Genomic DNA, 15891 nt, shown 5'->3' on the forward strand with positions numbered 1-15891 from the left:
CCGGCCCATGATCACGCAGAGTCACGAAGACGGCGGCCCGAGCGACGCCGAACTGCGCGACTACCGCGCCGCGTTCAACGCCGCCCACCTCGCCATGGCCGTCATCGACCCCGAGGGCCTCGTCGTCAACGCCAACGACGCCCTCGCCACCCTCCTCGGCACCGACGCCGCCTCCCTGCGCGAGCAGGCCGCCGCCGACCTCGTCGACCTCGCCTCCGACAGCCGGACCTGGCACGCGTACCGCGAGGTCCTGCGCGGCCGCCGCTCCCGGTTCCGCTGCACCCGCCGCCTCAAGCACCCCGACGGGCGCTCGCTGTGGGCCGAGGTGACCGTCGCGCCGGTGCCGCACAGCCGCCGCGTGCTGCTGTCCATCGCGGACATCAGCGACCGGCGGGAGCTCCAGGCACGCCTGCGCCACCTCCAGATGCACGACCCGGTCACCCGGCTGCCCAACCGCACGCTGTTCTTCGAGCGCCTCGCCTCGGCGCTGGAGAACGCCGCGTACGACGCGGGCGGCGACTCGTACGGGGGGCCGCCGTACGGGGAGGCGTACACGGACGGGTACGGCGATGGCGGATCAGGGCGTATCGGCCTCTGCTACCTCGACCTCGACGGCTTCAAGGCCGTCAACGACACCCTCGGCCACCGGGTCGGCGACCGGCTGCTGGCCGCCGTGGCCTCCCGGCTCACCGAGTGCGCCGACAGCGACGGTTACACGCGCAGCGGCGGTCATCTCGTCGCCCGGCTCGGCGGCGACGAGTTCGCCATCCTGGTCGAGGACTCGACCGGCACCGAACAGCTCGCCGACCTCGCCCGCTCCGTGCTGGCCGCCGTCCAGCGGCCGTTCGACCTCGCCGGGCAGCGCCTGTCGGTGTCGGCCTCCATCGGTGTCGTGGAGCGGGCCGCCGCCGGCACCACCGTGACCGGCCTGATGCAGGCCGCCGACACGACGCTGTACTGGGCCAAGGCCGACGGCAAGGCCCGCTGGACGCTCTTCGACCCCGAGCGCAACGCCCACCGGATGACCCGCCAGTCGCTCTCCTCCACCCTGCGGCCGGCCGTCGAACGCGGCGAGTTCGCGCTGGAGTACCAGCCGTTGGTGTGCATGGAGGACGGGACGGTCCGGGGGGTGGAGGCGCTGGTGCGCTGGAACCACCCGCAGTTCGGCTCACTGGCGCCGAATCGGTTCATCGGAATTGCTGAAGAGGACGGCTCGATCGTCCAGCTCGGCCGGTGGGTGCTGCGCACCGCCTGCCGCCAGGCCCGGCAGTGGCAGAAGGACCACCCGGGTGAGCGCCCGCTGTTCGTGAGCGTCAACGTCGCGGTACGGCAGGTGTGGGACTCGGACCTGGTGGCGGACGTCGCCGAGATCCTCGCCGAGACGGGGCTGGCGCCGCACCTGCTCCAGCTGGAGCTCACCGAGTCGGCGGTGATGGGCTCGGCCGGACGGCCGCTCCAGGCGTTGCAGGCGCTCAGCGACATGGGCGTGCAGATCGCCATCGACGACTTCGGCACCGGGTACTCGAACCTCGCCTACCTCAGCCGGCTGCCGGTCTCCGTGCTGAAGCTGGACGGTTCGTTCGTACGCGGCTTCCAGGACGAGGAGCACCCCAATCCGGCCGACGAGGTGATCGTCGAGGCGCTGGTGCAACTGGCGCACCGGCTCGGGCTGACCGTGACGGCCGAGTGCGTGGAGACGTCCGGACAGGCGGCCCGGCTGCGGCGCATCGGCTGTGACACCGGGCAGGGCTGGCTGTACTCGCGGGCGGTGACCCCGGAGCGCATCGCCGAGCTGATCGACGTGGCCACGGCCGGGGCGAGATCGTGAGAACCGCCCCTGCCCGGGTGTGTTCGCCGGGCAGGGGCGGTGGTCGTGGGGGGTGGCGCGAGAGGCGGGATCAGCAGGCGCCGAGGTCCTGCCACACACCCCACTCGCCGGTGGTGCCGGGCTCCTCACCCTTCGTCCACCACTTGGCCTTGTACGTACGGCCCTTGTGGGAGACCTGCGCCCCACCGGTGTACTCCGTGGTCGCGGACCAGGCCGCCGCCGCGCAGCCGCCGGGCGTCGGGGTCGGGGTCGGGGTGGGAGTCGGCGTGGGGGTCGGGGTCGGCGTGGGGGTGGGCGTCGGGTCCGGGTCCACCGGGGACGGGCCGACCGCCGCCACGATGTGGTTCAGCAGCGTGGTGCCCTCGTCCAGACCCAGCAGCGAGTACATCATCGCGCCCGCCAGGCCGCGGTTGCGGGCGTAGTCCGCCCGGGCCTGGATCGACCGCTTGTCCAGACCGGTGAAGAACTCGCCGTCCTTGTAGAAGTACGACGCCTTCGCCGCGTCGTCCCAGAAGGTGGTCGCCGCGTTGTCGACGATGCCGCCGAGCTCCTTGTAGTGCGCGATGCCCGCCTGCTGGCTGACCGGACGGGCCGCCGACGCGCCGGTCGCCGGCTGCGCGAGGCCGTTCTTCGTCCCGGCCGGGACGCCCTTCCAGCCGCGGTAGTAGAACTCGTACCCGAGCGTCAGCTTGTGCGCGGGGAAGCCGCCCGCGATGCCGTACGCCGGCTTGCCGTCGATCCAGGAGTCGATGGCGTTGTCGACCGAGTACTTCTCGGTGCCCGGCTTGATCGCGTCGGTCGGGTCGTCCGCGCCCGAGTACAGCGGGGACTGGTGGTACGTCGGCCCGTCGCCGTCCCAGGCGCCGTGCATGTCGTACGTCATGATGTTCGCGTAGTCCAGGTACGCGCCGATCTTGTCCGTCTCGATGTGCTTGATCTTGTCCTGGCCGGCCGGGAGAGCCGCGGTCAGCAGGTACTTCTTGCCGCCGTGGGCCGCGCCCCAGGCGTCGAGCTGCTTGCGGAACTCGGCGAGCAGCAGGGTGAAGTTCTGCTTGTCCTCGGGCCCGTAGTGGTTGCCCAGGTGGCCGTCGGGCGAGCCGGGGTACTCCCAGTCGATGTCGATGCCGTCGAAGATGCCGGCGGCGGTGCCCGGCCCGCCGTAGCCGCCCTCGACCGGCAGGTCACCGGCGATGTACTGCTTGATGCACGACGACACGAGCTTCTTGCGGCTCGCGTCCGTCCTGGCCGCGTCGTGGAAGTACTTGGAGTACGTCCAGCCGCCCAGCGAGATGTTGATCTTCAGATGGGGGTGCTTCGCCTTCAGCTCCTTGAACTGGTTGAAGACGCCCACGATCGGCTGGTCCCACTTGTCGGCGACGCCGTCGACGCTGTCCGCCGCGCTGAAGCCGCGCTGGTAGTCGGCGTACGAGTCGCCCGCGCCGTCACCGGCGTTGGGGTTGGCGTCGTCGCCCGCCGCCTTGTTCGCCATGAAGCAGGTCAGGTCGGTCGGGTGGATGTTGCCGAACGAGTAGTTGAGGACGTCCAGCTTGCCGGCGATGCCCCGGGTGTCGAGGTGCTTGGGGTAGAAGGCGTTGCCGTAGACGCTCCACTGGTCGTAGTACGCGATCTTCACCCCGCCGGAGGAGGGGGCGGCGGCTGCGGCGGGGGCCTGTGCGGTGGCCGTGCCGGCGCCGGCGGACGCGACGAGCGCGCCGGCGGCGAGCGCCGCGCTCGTGAGCGCGGCGACGAGGGGTTTGCGGTGGAGCACGTGCGGCCTCCGAGAGGGGTGCGCGGTACGGGAGTTGGAGCAGTGATAGCCGCCGCGTGAACGGCGCGTCAATGGTCCGGACCAAATGAGGACTAGACCAATTTCGCACCGAAAGCCCTCGTCAGAGGCGTACAAGGGCAGAAAAGAACCGCCCGTCACCTGCGTGACGAGCGGTTTAAGACTCTCTTAGGGAGCTTGTGCGGCCGTTCCCGAGGAAGAACCACACACGGCGCCCGCGCGGGTCACCGCGCGCCGCCGCCCGGCAGGTCGTACGCGTCGGCGATCAGCTCGTACGAGCGCAGGCGCGCCTCCGCGCCGTGGGCGTTGGCCGTGATCATGAGCTCGTCCGCGCCCGTGCGCTTCTGCAGGCCGTCCAGTCCGTCCCGGACCGCGTCCGGCGTGCCGTGGACGACGTTCGACAGCCACTCGTCGACGAAGTCGCGCTCGACGGAGGTGAAGGCGTACGCCTCCGCCTCCTCCGGGGTCGGGATGAGACCGGGGCGTCCGGTCCGCAGCCGGACCATCGACAGCGCGCCGGTCAGCACCTGCCGGCGCGCCTCGCGCTCCTCGTCCGCGGCGAGCGCGGAGACGCCGATGAGCGTGTACGGGGCGTCCAGCACGGCCGAGGGGCGGAACGAGTCCCGGTACAGCTCCAGCGCGGGAATCGTGTTCCGCGCCGAGAAGTGGTGGGCGAAGGCGAAGGGCAGGCCCAGCGCCCCCGCCAGCCGGGCGCTGAACCCGGAGGAGCCGAGGAGCCAGATCGGCGGCCGGGCCGACGGGCCCTGCACCGGACCGGGCACGGCGTGGATCCGCGCGTACGGATGCCCGTCGGGGAAGTCGTCGTCCAGGAACCGGACGAGCTCGGCGAGCTGCTGCGGGAAGTCGTCCGCGCCCTCCTGGAGGCGGTCCGTGCGGCGCAGGGCCGCGGCCGTGGCGCCGTCCGTGCCGGGCGCCCGCCCGAGACCGAGGTCGATGCGACCGGGGGCCATGGCCTCCAGGGTGCCGAACTGCTCGGCGATGACCAGCGGCGCGTGGTTGGGCAGCATGACGCCGCCCGAGCCGAGGCGGATGCGCCCGGTGTGGGCGGCGAGGTGCGCGAGGATCACGGCCGGCGACGACGAGGCGACACCCGGCATGGAGTGGTGCTCGGCGACCCAGTGCCGGTGGTAGCCGCGCCGCTCGGCCAGCCGGGCCAGGGCGACGCTGGTCCCCAGCGCGTCGGCGGCGGTACGGCCACTGCCGACGGTGACCAGGTCCAGCACGGACAGGGGTACGGGTGCGGATCCGAGCGCCGTGCCTCGTATCGCGTCGTCGTTCACCGTCGGAACCTCCACTACATGTGCTTGCGTACAGCCGACACAGCAACAGGAGGCACTCTCCGCTTATTCCCGCGGCGCCGGCACGACGCCCACGCGACGGAACCGGAAGCCCGACCGGCCCCCGCCGACACGACGCCCACGTGAGGGGGACGGGGCCGGAGCGTGGGGGGGTGGCCGGACGTAAGACGACCGAACTCGCGCGAAGCGCGGTGAACGAGAGTCCGGCCGCCCCCACCGGAGGCCCCGGCACCCGCCCCGGACCGCTGCGGGACCCACCGGACGCCCCCGACCCCCGCGGGACCCACCTGAGACCCCGGCAGCCGCCCCCGACCACCGCGGGACCCACCGGACCGCCCCGGCCCGCGCCGCCGGTTCCTCGCGGGCCGGTCCCTCGCGGGCCGGCTCACCGCCCCGGGGCTGCCCCGGACATCAGGCCCCGACGGGCCGACCCGCACGCCGCGGTCGGACCACAGCCCCGCCGACCAGGCGTCAGGCCCCACGACCCCACGGGCCGGGCGGCCGACCGGCCAGGGGCCGTCAGGCTTCGCGGGCGAACAGCCGGCCCAGGTCCGTGGACCAGGCGCCGCGCCGCTCCGCCAGGCGCAGGCCCTCCCACACCGTCACCTGGTTCGCCGTGAGCACCGGCTTGCCCACCGCCGCCTCCAGCTCGGGCAGGTACGCCACCGTGTGCAGCGCGGTGTCCGGCACCAGCACCGCCTCGGCCTGCGGATGGTCGCCCGTGCGCACCAGCTGCACCACCTGCTCGCGGTCCCACGCGGCGACCTCGGCCGCGGTCACGATCTCGCTCGACCGGTTCCCGACGACCTCCAGCCCCGCCGCCTCCAGGAACCGCACGAAGAGCTCGGTCACGTCACCCGGATAGGTGGCGGCGACCGCCACCCGCTCCGCGCCCACCGCGCGCGCCGCGTGGACGAAGCCGAACGCGGTGCTGGACGCGGGCAGTCCGGCCGCGGCCGCGAGGGCGCGGATCTGCTCGTGCGCGCCCTCCCAGCCGTACACGAAGGAACCGCTGGTGCAGGCCCACACCACGGACTCCGCCCCGGAGAGCCGCAGTTCCTCGACGCCGGCCGCGAGCCGTTCCCGGGAGCCCATCTCCTGGAGCACGTCGACACGGTGGGCGTCCTCGCCGATGTCGGTGTGGACGATGGGGAGGTTGAGGCCGTTGAGGAGCGCCTCGACGCGGGGGTAGTCGTCCTCGGCGGAGTGCCCGGGGTAGAGCAGTCCGACAGTGGTCATGTCACACCCTCCTGTATGCGGCACCGGCCCGTGACGGCTGCCCGGGCTCACGTCGAATACACCTCGCACAGGCATACCCCGCCCCGAGACGGGTAGCGGCGCGCCCATGGCTCGAACTGATCGTCGACACAGAACGGGACCGCTGCGGCGGCGCACCCTGCTGCTCGGCTCGGCCGCGGCCGCCCTGGGCGCCGCCGGCTGCGCCAGGGTCGCCTCCGGCGACGCCCTCGACCGGCTCAGATCCCAGGGCGTCGTGCGCCTCGGCATCGCCGGCGAGGTGCCCTACGGATACGTCGACGACGACGGCGAGTTCACCGGGGAGGCGCCGGAGCTGGCCAAGGCGGTCTTCCGGCGGCTCGGCATCGACCGGGTCCAGCCGGTCGCCACCGACTTCGCCTCGCTCATCCCCGGCCTCAACTCGCAGCAGTTCGACGTCGTCTCGGCCGGGATGTACATCAACAAGGAGCGCTGCGAGCAGGTCATCTTCTCCGACCCCGAGTACCAGATGCTCGACTCCTTCGTCGTGCGCAAGGGCAACCCCCGCAACCTGCGGTCGTACGAGGACGTGGTGCGCGCCGGGGCGCGGTTCGCCACCGGCACCGGCTACGCGCAGCTCGACTACGCGGTGGCGGCCGGGTACCCCGAGAAGGACGCCGTCATTCTCCAGGACCAGGTGGCCGGGCTGAACGCCGTCGAGTCCGGCCGCGTGGACGTCTTCGCGGCGACCGCGCTCACCGCCCGCCTGGTGGTGGAGAAGAGCGGCAGGGCCGAGGCGACCGTGCCCTTCGCACCCGTCGTCGACGGCAGGAGGAAGGTCGACGGCGGTGGCTTCGCCTTCCGCGCCACCGACCACGCCCTGCGAGACGCGTTCAACGCCGAGATCCACCGGATGAAGAAGAGCGGCGAACTCTTCCGCATCATGCGCCGCTTCGGCTTCACGCAGGCCGAGATGACCACGCTGACCGCCGAGGAGCTGTGCCGATGACCGCGGGACTCTGGCAGAACTGGGTGCTCCCCGGCATCTGGACGACCCTCGTACTGCTCGTCTGCAGCGCCGTGCTCGGCGCGCTCGTCGCCTTCACGGTCGGCCTCGCCCGTACGCACCGCTCGATGTTCGTCCGCTTCGTGGCGGGCGCGTACACGGAGATCTTCCGTGGCATGTCGGCACTGGTGCTGATGTTCTGGCTGTTCTTCGTGGTGCCGCCGCTGCTGGGCTGGCAGTTGGTGCCCATATGGGCGGCCGTTCTCGCGCTCGGTCTGTCGTACGGGGCGTACGGGGCCGAGATCGTCCGCGGCGCGGTCAACGCCGTACCCCCGGCGCAGCGCGAGGCGGGCGTGGCGCTCAGCTTCACGCCCGGGCAGCGGATGCGGCTGATCGTGCTGCCGCAGGCGGTGCCCGAGATGATCCCGTCCTTCTGCAACCTCCTCGTGGAGCTGCTCAAGGGGACGGCGCTGGTGTCGCTGCTGGGCGTCGGGGACGTGTCGTTCGCCGCCTATCTGGTGAGGCTGGCGACGCAGGAGAGCGCGCAGATCTACTCGGTCATCCTGGTGGTCTACTTCGTGATCGCGTTCGTCATCACCCGCTCCATGAAGGCCCTCGAACGGAAGACCAAGGCCAACATAGGGGTGGTGGCCGCATGACCTGGGACTGGTCCGCGGTGGCGGACTTCATGCCGCGCTTCTGGGACGGTCTGCTGGTCACGCTGCAGATCCTCGTCCTCGGCTCGCTGATCTCGTTCAGCCTCGGCCTGGTCTGGGCGGCCGGGCTGCGCGCGCCGAGCAGGTTCGTGCGGTGGCCGGTGAACGCGGTGACCGAGTTCATCCGCAACACGCCGCTGCTGGTGCAGCTCTTCTTCCTCTTCTTCGTCCTGCCGGAGTGGGGGGTGCAGTTCTCCGCGCTGACCACCGGCACGCTCGCGATCGGGCTGCACTACTCGACGTACACCGCCCAGGTGTACCGGGCCGGCATCGACGCCGTCCCGGCCGGGCAGTGGGAGGCCGCCACCGCGCTGAGCCTGCCCAGGCACCGCACCTGGCTCGCGGTGATCCTGCCGCAGGCGCTGCGCCGGATCGCACCGGCGCTCGGCAACTACGTCATCGCGATGCTGAAGGACACGCCGCTGCTGGCCGCGATCAGCGTGCTGGAGCTGCTCCAGCAGTCCCGGCTGGAGAGCGCGGCGACCTTCCAGTACACCGAGCCGCTGACGGTCGTCGGTGTCGCCTTCGTCCTCATCGCCTATCCGGCATCCCTTCTCGTCCGAGCCCTGGAGCGCCGCCTTGCCCACTGAACTCATCCGCTTCGAGAACGTGACCAAGCGCTTCGGTGGGAACACCGTCCTGGACGACCTGTGCTTCTCGGTGGAGGCGGGCAAGCACGTCACGCTCATCGGCCCGTCCGGATCCGGCAAGACCACGATCCTGCGGATGCTGATGACATTGGAGAAGCCGGACGCCGGCACCATCAGCGTCAACGGGGCCCGGCTCTTCCCGGCCGGCGAGAAGCACCGGCGCGAGGTGCGCAAGAAGATCGGGATGGTCTTCCAGCACTTCAACCTGTTCCCCAACATGTCCGTGCTGCGCAACATCACGGAGGCTCCCGTGCGGGTCCTCGGCCTGGACAAGGACGAGGCGGAGCAGCGCGCGCGGGAGCTGCTGGACCTGGTGGGGCTCGCGGACAAGTGCGACGCCCGGCCGGCGCAGCTCTCGGGCGGTCAGCAGCAGCGGGTGGCGATCGCCCGGGCACTGGCGATGCGGCCGCAGGTGCTGCTGCTGGACGAGGTGACGTCCGCGCTCGACCCGGAGCTGGTGGCCGGGGTGCTGGATCTCCTCCGGGACATCGCCCGGAGTACCGACATCACCATGCTGTGCGTCACGCACGAGATGAACTTCGCGCGCGACATCTCGGACGAGGTCTTCATGTTCGATTCCGGTAAGGTCATCGAGTCCGGCGCGCCGGAGAAAATCTTCTCCGCACCCGAGCACGAACGCACGCGCGACTTCCTCGGTGCAGTGCTCTGACCTCTCACTCTTCCGGGTAAGTGTGCCATTGGCATATGCCAGAGTGTCCCGTCCCAGCGTATGACCGGGGGACGGGACACTTTTCTGTCAACGGGGCCCCCTGAAACGGTTCTTGGCGGCTATCGTGGTACAGAAGCATGCGGTCACAACCTGGTAGGGGGAAACCGTGGCGCTGAAGCCCGAGCCGACCGCGCCGTTCCATTCGGTGCAGTACGCCCTGCGCGTCCTCGAAACGATCTCGCGGCACGGCGGTGGCGTCACCGACGTCCAGATCGCGCGTGAGACCGGGCTCCCCACCGGCCATCTGGCCCCCTTGCTCCGCATGCTGCGCCGCGAGGGTTACGTGGAGCAGGTCTCGGACGGGGCGTACGTCGTCGGCGACTCCCTCGTCCTGCTGGGCTCCGGCGCCACCCGCCGCGAAGCCCTGCAGAACAAACTGCAGGAGACCCTCACCGAGCTGCGGGACACCGTCGGCGCCGCGGTCTACATCAGCCGCTACATCGACGGCGAGGTCAAGATCACGCAGATGGCCGACGGTCCGCACACGCCCAAGGTCAACGAGTGGGTCGACTTCCGTTCCGCCGCGCACGCCAGCGCGGTCGGCAAGTGCCTGCTGACGCAGCTGGACGTGAACAGCCGCAAGGACCACCTCTCCCGTCACAAGATCGCGCGGCTCACCTCGCGGACGATCACCAGCGAGAAGGTGCTGTTCTCCAAGCGGGACAGCCAGCCGCCGACCGTCCCGGTGCTGGACCTCCAGGAGTACGCCGTGGGCACGGTCTGCGCGGCCGTGCCGCTGACGGCCGGCTCGGCCGTGGGCTGCCTGGCGCTCTCCCTGCCGATCGAGCACGCGCACCGGCTGCGCTCGGCGGCCGACGCCCTCAACCGCAGAGCGGCTCCGGTCGTCCTGTCGCTGGCGCTCTAAACCTCCACCGCCCGAATGTGACCCGGCTCACGCGCCGGTGGTCGGGAGCAGCCCCCGGACCAGGTAGTATTAACTCTGTCAGCAGGCGCCGCTAGCTCAGTTGGTTAGAGCAGCTGACTCTTAATCAGCGGGTCCGGGGTTCGAGTCCCTGGCGGCGCACAGACGACAAGAAGGCCCCTCGCGCGAGCGGGGGGCCTTCTTCGTGTCCGTACCCGAGCGGGTCAGGCCCGCAGGTAGGTGAGCACCGCGAGGACGCGGCGGTGGGTGTCCTCGGCCGGCGGCAGGTTCAGCTTCGCCAGGATGTTGCCGATGTGCTTGCCCACCGCCGCCTCGGTCACCACCAGCCGCCGTGCGATCGCGCCGTTCGAATGCCCCTCCGCGACCAGCCCCAGGACCTCCCGCTCGCGCGGGGTGAGCGCCTCCAGCGGATCGCGGCGCCGGCGCAGCAACTGCCGTACGACCTCCGGATCGACGACCGTGCCGCCCGCCGCCACCCGGGTCAGGGCGTCCAGGAACTCGCCGACCCGGCCCACCCGGTCCTTGAGCAGATAGCCGACACCGGTGCCGTCGCCGGCGTCCAGCAGCTCGGCGGCGTACGCGCGCTGCACGTACTGGCTCAGTACCAGCACCGGCAGCGCGGGCCGCTCGGCGCGCAGCGCGACCGCCGCGCGCAGCCCCTCGTCCTGGAAGCCGGGCGGCATCCGCACATCGGTGACGACGATGTCCGGATCGTGCTCCCCGACGGCGTCCCGCAGCGCGTCCGCGTCGCCGACGGCCGCGACGACCTCGTGGCCGAAGCGGGCGAGGAGGCCGATGAGGCCCTCGCGCAGGAGCACGCTGTCCTCGGCCAGGACTATCCGGAGGGAGCTGTCTGGTGCGGTCGGCACGGGATCTCCACTCGAAGCACGGTCGGCCCGCCCGTCGGGCTGATGATCGTCAGTGTGCCATCGAGGACGGCGAGCCGGTCGGCCAGGCCGGTCAGGCCGGTGCCCGCCGAAGCCGCCGCGCCGCCCCTGCCGTCGTCCTCCACCTCGACCCGCAGGCGGTCGTGCGCGTGCCGGGCGGTGAGCCGCACACGGGTGGCGCCGCTGTGCTTGCCGGCGTTGGCGAGGGCCTCGCAGACCGCGAAGTACGCGGCGCTCTCGACGGCGGGCGGGAGGCGCGGCAGCTCGATGCCGGTGTCCACGGGCACGGCCGACCGGTCGGCGGCGTCGGTGAGCGCGGCGCCCAGACCGTAGTCGGCGAGGACCCGCGGGTGGATGCCGTGGATCAGCTCGCGCAGCTCCGTCAGGGCCCGGCCCGCCTCGTCGTGCGCCCTGTCGAGCTGATCGGCCAGGGGGCCGGGCGGCGCGTCCAGCCGGGCCAGGCCCAGGGCCATGGTCAGCGCGACCAACCGCTGCTGGGCCCCGTCGTGCAGGTCCCGCTCGATGCGGCGGCGCTCGGCCTCGAAGGCGGCCACCAGCCGGGCACGGGAGCGGGTGACCTCGCCGATCCGGTCGCGCAGCTCCGCCTCGCGCGGCGCGAGGAGCACCCGCGTCAGCGCGGCCCGCGCACCGGCCAGCGCCCCGAGCGGGTACAGCAGCGCGGGCAGCAGCAGGAGCCCGCCGAGCGCCACCGCGAAGGCCACCGGGTAGGTGGTGACGAGGGGTCCCTTGAGCACCCGCACCTCCTGTCCGTCCAGCGCGAGCTGCACGGGGGCGGCCGCCATCGCCAGCGGAACGCCGAGCACGACGGCCAGCGCCAGCAGTTCCAGCGGCCACAGCACGAACCCGTGCAGCAGCGCGTACGCCAGCTCCCGCCAGGTGGCCTGCTCCCGCACCCGCAGGCGCAGCCAGGCGGCGAGTCCCGGCTCGGCGGGCACCCGGTGCGGATCGGGGGCCGGTTCGGTGTCGGCGAGCCGCAGCCGCCGGCGCTCCAGGCCGCCGAGGGCCACCCCGGCGAACAGCAGCGGCGGCACGCCGACGAGCAGGAGCGAGAACGCGGCCGACACCAGGAGGGCGGCCAGCACGGGCACGCCGACGAGCACACCGCTCGCCAGGTACCCGGCCGACCGCCAGGGCCAGCCGCCGCGCAGGTAGTCGCCCCTGGTCAGGGCCTGCCAGGGGGTCCGGGGCGTACGGGGATCCATGGGGTCACGGTAGGCGCGGGGCTCCGGGCGCCACCATCTCCCGGGCGGGCGTACGACCGGTATGGCCAGCCCCACCTGCGCGGTGGGCGGACGGTCACCGTCCCTTCGTCGACCACCCGTCAGAACTGGACGTCGGAGCAGGCGTAGAAGGCGTTCGCCGTGTCCGCGATCGTCCAGACCGCCAGGATGAGGTGCTTGCCCGTCTTGCCGCTGGGGATCGTCCCCTGGTGCGAGAGGGTGGACGGCGGCTGCTGGGCGTTGTACGGGACCGTGAGGAACGGCTGGGGGTCCAGGGCGGCGCGGGTGAGCGGAGCGCTGCTGTTCCAGCCGTTCCTGGTGATGTAGTACTTGAAGTCGGTCGTACGGTGCCGGGCGGTGAACTGCCAGCGGAAGGTGAAGCTCTGGCCGCCCGTCACCCTGGTGGCCGGCCAGGTGCCGCCCCGCGGGTCGTCGAGCTGGGCGAACTGCGGGTTGCCTCCGGCGCATATCCGCCCGTCGGCGGGGCCGCCGGACGGGAAGCCCTTGGGGCCTTCGACCGACTGCGGCTCCCACTGGATGTTGCCGCAGTTGGTGACGGTGCCGTTGGCGCAGAGTTTCTGGCGGCTGATGGGACTGTCGGTGTAGCCGTGGCTGCTGGCGCTGCTGGTGGCGAGGAGGGAGACGCCGGCGACGCCGAGGGCCACCACGGCCGCGCCGATCCTGCGATTTCGCATGCTGGTGCTCCTGGTGAACGTGGGGGATCTTCCGTGAGCCGTGCTGCACGCGCGCGTGGTGGTGCGGGTGGTACTCAGTGCTGCGGTGGTACTGGTTCCGGTCTAGACCAAGTACCAATGTATGGACGCCGGTTGAACATGTCCATACCAATCACGCGCCTTCGACCGGACCGGTGCGACCCGTGTAGAAGGCCACCGTCAGGTCCTTGACCAGCGCCTTGCGGTCGTAGTCGTCCAGCTCGACCAGACCACGCGTGGTCAGCCGGTGGACCATGTCGTCCACCGCGTCGACCACGGACGTCAGCACCATGTCCCGGTGCTTGGCGTCGATCGCCGCCACCCGCCGTCGCTGCATCGCGGCAGCGATCTCCGGCGCGTACTCGATCCGCGTCGGCTGCGCCGAGAAGACGTCGATCCCCACGGGCGCGCACTCCGCCGACAGCATCCGCGTCAGCGCGTCCCCCACCACCTCGGCGTCCCGCAGGGTCATCGGCGCGTCCTCGTGGAGGGGAGCCCCGCCGCCGTAGGCAGGGGGCGCGTCGGCCGGAAGCTGCGAGAGCACCCGGGCCATCACCGCCTCCACCTGCTCCCGCAGGTACTGCTCGTGGTCCGCCACCCCGAGCGCCGCCAGCACGGTGTCCCGGATCCGCCACACCACCAGCACCACGACCCGCAGCGCGGTGCCGTTGGCGTCGACGGCCGCCAGCGGTTCGCTGCGCCAGTGCCGCAGCCGTACGTCGACACGGCGCCGCAGCATCAGCGGGCTCACCCACACCAGGCCCGTGCGCCGCACGCTGCCCCGGTAGTCGCCGAAGAGCGTCAGCACCCACGCGTACCCGACGCGCCCGCGCGCCAGCCCGCCGAAGGCGAACAGCCCCACGAGCACGCCGAGCGCGAGCAGCGCCCACCAGCCGAGCGCGATGCCGTTGTACGGCAGGACGGGCAGCCCCAGCACCAGCTGCACCACGGGTGGCACCACACCCACCCACCACAGCACCGCCGCGCACCCGGCGAGCGCGGCGGCCCCCACGGCCACCCCCGCCCAGCCGGGGAACACCGGACCGGGCCGCTCGACGAGTGCCGGGCCACCGGAGGGGACGGGCCGCGCCCGCACGGGCGCCGGCAGGGCCTGCGGCCCGGACCCGGCCGGACGGGGCAGCGTCCCCTCGCGCCCCGCTTCCCTGCCCCCCTCGCGCGTCCCCTCCCGCACGGCCGCCACAGGACCGCCGACCACCCCGATGCCGCCCGCCACCCCCGGGACCGTGTCGTCGCCGTCGTCCCGGAACAGCAGGTGGACGGGGATGGGACCGGTCGTCTCGTTGCCGATCACCGGGACGCGCCGCCCCGCCGCCCCGCCTTCCGGCGTCGCCGTACTCACCACTCGCTCCTCGTGATCACGATGGGTCATCGGAACAGCCGCCGCCAGGTCTCGGGGCCCGGGTAGCCGTCGGCCTCGCCGCCACGCCAGCCCTGCGCCCGCTGGAACTCCTGGACGTTGCGCCGGTCCGCCTCCGTCCAGCGCGGGTCGGGACCCGACCGGTAGTGCGTGCCGAACCCGCGCTGCACCAGCCGGCGGCCGAGCTTCTCGACGTGGGCGTTGGACCGGCCCGGCCGGAAGTGCCCGCGCCCCGGGAACGCGGGCGCCGACGCGGCGGCGCGGCCCCCGCCCGGGATGTCCCGGCCCTGCCCCGCCACCAGCAGCCGCCAGGTGTCCGGCCCCGGCAGCCCGTCGGCCTCCCGACCGGTCCAGCCCTGCGCCCGCTGGAACGCCCGGGTGGCGCCGCGGTCGGCGTCGCTCCACCGCGGCCCCGGCCCCGACCGGTAGAACCGCTCGCCGCCCCGGGTCACGAGCATCCGCCCGAGCTGGGTGATGTACCGGTTGTCGGCCCCGGGCCCGAAGGACCCCGGCCCCGGGAAGGGCGAGGACTCCCGGCTGCCCGTGGAGCCCGCGGCGGGAACGGGGGCGGCGCTCAGGCCCTTGTAGCGGTAGGCGACGTACCGGCTGGAGTTGTTCCAGTACGCCATGGGCGTGGCCTGCCGGCGGGCGTGCGGCCGGGCCTGCTCGTAAGCCGTGTAGTAGGTGTGCGTGTCGTCGGTCCAGCCGCCGAAGATGGTGACGTGGGAGCCCTTGTTCGGGTCCTCCGGGTTGTGGAAGAGCAGGATGTCGCCGGGCTGGAGCTCCGCGCGGCTCAGGGCGGTGCCGTACCGGTGGAGGGTGCCCGTCCATTCGTTGCCGGGCAGGCCCCAGGCCATCGAGACGAACCCCGAGCAGTCCTGCCGGTAGCCGTCGGTCCAGTACGCCTCCAACGAGTACGGGACCTTGGCCGCGACCCAGCGCTCGGCCCGGTTGATGATGTCGGCGCGGGTCGTCCGGCGCAGCGACGGGGCGGACAGCCCGGCCTGACTGGCCGTCGGCCCGGGCAGCGGCCGGCCGTGCAGGGGGCCCGCCTGCCCCTGCGGCGTGTCCCGCCCGGGCTCGTCCCGGACCGTGGCGCCGGCCGGGCCCGCGGGGTGGGCGGCGGGGACGGCGGCGGCCTGGTGGGCCGTGCCCGTACCGAGAGCCACGCCCGCGGCGGTGGCCAGGACCAGGGCGCGGCGGGCGCCGTGCGCGGCGGGGTGGCCGCCGGCGCGCACGGCGAGCCCGAGGACCAGCTCGCGCCGGTGGCGGGCACAGCCCGGGCAGGGGCAGTCGGCGGCGGGCTCGTACTCCTCGAAGACCAGGGCGGCGGCCATGCGGTTCCCCTCCACACTCGTCACGATCTTCTCCTCACTGCGGTACGGGCGTCAGTGTCTCAACCGTCCCGGCATGTCGCATTTTGGCGGTTGAAAGGGAAAAAACGACCACCTGACAGGCCGGAATGCCGCCGTCGATGGTCAGGACCACCCCCGGGCGTCCGGTAGAGTTGTGCAGGTCAGCAGGCGCCGCTAGCTCAGT

General features: G+C 72.5%; 13 protein-coding genes, 1 tRNA gene and 1 pseudogene. 7 read left to right on the top strand and 8 right to left on the bottom strand.

Annotated elements, in window-relative coordinates; all coding sequences use genetic code 11:
• Positions 1 to 7: 7 nt before the first annotated feature.
• Positions 8 to 1828 (top strand): putative bifunctional diguanylate cyclase/phosphodiesterase, encoded by a 1821-nt coding sequence (locus IH00_RS0122040; protein WP_078887896.1) that lies wholly within the window; start codon positions 8 to 10, stop codon positions 1826 to 1828.
• Positions 1829 to 1898: 70 nt separating this feature from the next.
• Here the strand turns inward: IH00_RS0122040 and IH00_RS0122045 are convergent, their stop codons facing one another.
• From IH00_RS0122045 to IH00_RS0122055, 3 genes are all read right to left on the bottom strand, one after another.
• A complete protein-coding gene (locus IH00_RS0122045) occupies positions 1899 to 3596 on the bottom strand; it encodes a glycosyl hydrolase family 18 protein (RefSeq protein ID WP_031076214.1) in 1698 nt (565 codons plus the stop codon).
• A gap of 242 nt (positions 3597 to 3838) precedes the next feature.
• The gene (locus tag IH00_RS0122050) at positions 3839 to 4915 is read right to left on the bottom strand and encodes an LLM class flavin-dependent oxidoreductase (RefSeq protein ID WP_031076215.1); all 1077 of its coding nucleotides are present in this window, start codon (positions 4913 to 4915) and stop codon (positions 3839 to 3841) included.
• A 537-nt stretch (positions 4916 to 5452) separates the two neighbouring features.
• Entirely contained in the window at positions 5453 to 6172 is a 720-nt protein-coding gene (locus tag IH00_RS0122055) for a maleate cis-trans isomerase family protein (protein WP_031076216.1), read from the bottom strand.
• A gap of 106 nt (positions 6173 to 6278) precedes the next feature.
• Between IH00_RS0122055 and ehuB the strand changes: the two genes are divergently transcribed.
• The 6 genes from ehuB (at position 6279) to IH00_RS0122085 (ending at position 10274) form a co-directional block, all read left to right on the top strand.
• The gene (gene ehuB, locus IH00_RS0122060) at positions 6279 to 7157 is read left to right on the top strand and encodes an ectoine/hydroxyectoine ABC transporter substrate-binding protein EhuB (RefSeq protein WP_031076217.1); all 879 of its coding nucleotides are present in this window, start codon (positions 6279 to 6281) and stop codon (positions 7155 to 7157) included.
• Positions 7154 to 7813 (top strand): ectoine/hydroxyectoine ABC transporter permease subunit EhuC, encoded by a 660-nt coding sequence (gene ehuC / locus IH00_RS0122065; RefSeq protein WP_031076219.1) that lies wholly within the window; start codon positions 7154 to 7156, stop codon positions 7811 to 7813. Before ehuB ends, ehuC begins: the two co-directional genes overlap by 4 nt.
• The gene (gene ehuD, locus IH00_RS0122070; RefSeq protein ID WP_031076221.1) at positions 7810 to 8460 is read left to right on the top strand and encodes an ectoine/hydroxyectoine ABC transporter permease subunit EhuD; all 651 of its coding nucleotides are present in this window, start codon (positions 7810 to 7812) and stop codon (positions 8458 to 8460) included. The genes ehuC and ehuD overlap by 4 nt, the downstream gene beginning before the upstream one ends.
• Positions 8411 to 9190 (top strand): ectoine/hydroxyectoine ABC transporter ATP-binding protein EhuA, encoded by a 780-nt coding sequence (gene ehuA, locus IH00_RS0122075; RefSeq protein ID WP_031076222.1) that lies wholly within the window; start codon positions 8411 to 8413, stop codon positions 9188 to 9190. The genes ehuD and ehuA overlap by 50 nt, the downstream gene beginning before the upstream one ends.
• A gap of 166 nt (positions 9191 to 9356) precedes the next feature.
• On the top strand, positions 9357 to 10115 hold the full coding sequence (locus IH00_RS0122080) for an IclR family transcriptional regulator (protein WP_031076224.1): 759 nt from the start codon (positions 9357 to 9359) through the stop codon (positions 10113 to 10115).
• 85 nt (positions 10116 to 10200) lie between these two features.
• Positions 10201 to 10274: transfer RNA gene (locus IH00_RS0122085), tRNA-Lys, on the top strand.
• A 62-nt stretch (positions 10275 to 10336) separates the two neighbouring features.
• Here IH00_RS0122085 and IH00_RS0122090 read toward each other — a convergent pair.
• The 5 genes and pseudogenes from IH00_RS0122090 to IH00_RS43435 all read right to left on the bottom strand — a co-directional run bounded on the left by IH00_RS0122090 (position 10337) and on the right by IH00_RS43435 (position 15689).
• Positions 10337 to 11002 carry a response regulator gene (locus IH00_RS0122090; RefSeq protein WP_031076226.1) on the bottom strand — a complete coding sequence of 222 codons (666 nt, stop codon included), beginning with the start codon at positions 11000 to 11002 and terminating at the stop codon, positions 10337 to 10339.
• Positions 10969 to 12243 carry a sensor histidine kinase gene (locus tag IH00_RS0122095; protein WP_031076228.1) on the bottom strand — a complete coding sequence of 425 codons (1275 nt, stop codon included), beginning with the start codon at positions 12241 to 12243 and terminating at the stop codon, positions 10969 to 10971. The genes IH00_RS0122090 and IH00_RS0122095 overlap by 34 nt, the downstream gene beginning before the upstream one ends.
• A 119-nt stretch (positions 12244 to 12362) precedes the next feature.
• Positions 12363 to 12956 (bottom strand): lytic polysaccharide monooxygenase auxiliary activity family 9 protein, encoded by a 594-nt coding sequence (locus IH00_RS0122100; protein WP_031076230.1) that lies wholly within the window; start codon positions 12954 to 12956, stop codon positions 12363 to 12365.
• A gap of 151 nt (positions 12957 to 13107) precedes the next feature.
• Positions 13108 to 14469, bottom strand: a pseudogene (locus tag IH00_RS43430) (SPFH domain-containing protein); the annotation flags it as partial.
• Positions 14361 to 15689, bottom strand: coding sequence for a peptidoglycan-binding protein (locus IH00_RS43435; protein ID WP_031076233.1), 1329 nt, complete (start codon positions 15687 to 15689; stop codon positions 14361 to 14363). The pseudogene IH00_RS43430 and the gene IH00_RS43435, both read right to left, overlap by 109 nt.
• Positions 15690 to 15891 lie beyond the last annotated feature (202 nt).

The organism is Streptomyces sp. NRRL S-118 (assembly GCF_000716335.1).
Classification (GTDB): Bacteria; Actinomycetota; Actinomycetes; order Streptomycetales; family Streptomycetaceae; genus Streptomyces.

What these genes read in the sequence shown, in the direction of transcription:
- IH00_RS0122040 (WP_078887896.1), top strand. Translation starts at nt 8, where the DNA reads ATGATCACGCAGAGTCACGAAGACGGCGGCCCGAGCGACGCCGAACTG.
- IH00_RS0122055 (WP_031076216.1), bottom strand. Translation starts at nt 6,172, where the DNA reads ATGACCACTGTCGGACTGCTCTACCCCGGGCACTCCGCCGAGGACGAC.
- ehuB (WP_031076217.1), top strand. Translation starts at nt 6,279, where the DNA reads ATGGCTCGAACTGATCGTCGACACAGAACGGGACCGCTGCGGCGGCGC.
- ehuC (WP_031076219.1), top strand. Translation starts at nt 7,154, where the DNA reads ATGACCGCGGGACTCTGGCAGAACTGGGTGCTCCCCGGCATCTGGACG.
- ehuD (WP_031076221.1), top strand. Translation starts at nt 7,810, where the DNA reads ATGACCTGGGACTGGTCCGCGGTGGCGGACTTCATGCCGCGCTTCTGG.
- IH00_RS0122095 (WP_031076228.1), bottom strand. Translation starts at nt 12,243, where the DNA reads ATGGATCCCCGTACGCCCCGGACCCCCTGGCAGGCCCTGACCAGGGGC.
- IH00_RS0122100 (WP_031076230.1), bottom strand. Translation starts at nt 12,956, where the DNA reads ATGCGAAATCGCAGGATCGGCGCGGCCGTGGTGGCCCTCGGCGTCGCC.
- IH00_RS43435 (WP_031076233.1), bottom strand. Translation starts at nt 15,689, where the DNA reads ATGGCCGCCGCCCTGGTCTTCGAGGAGTACGAGCCCGCCGCCGACTGC.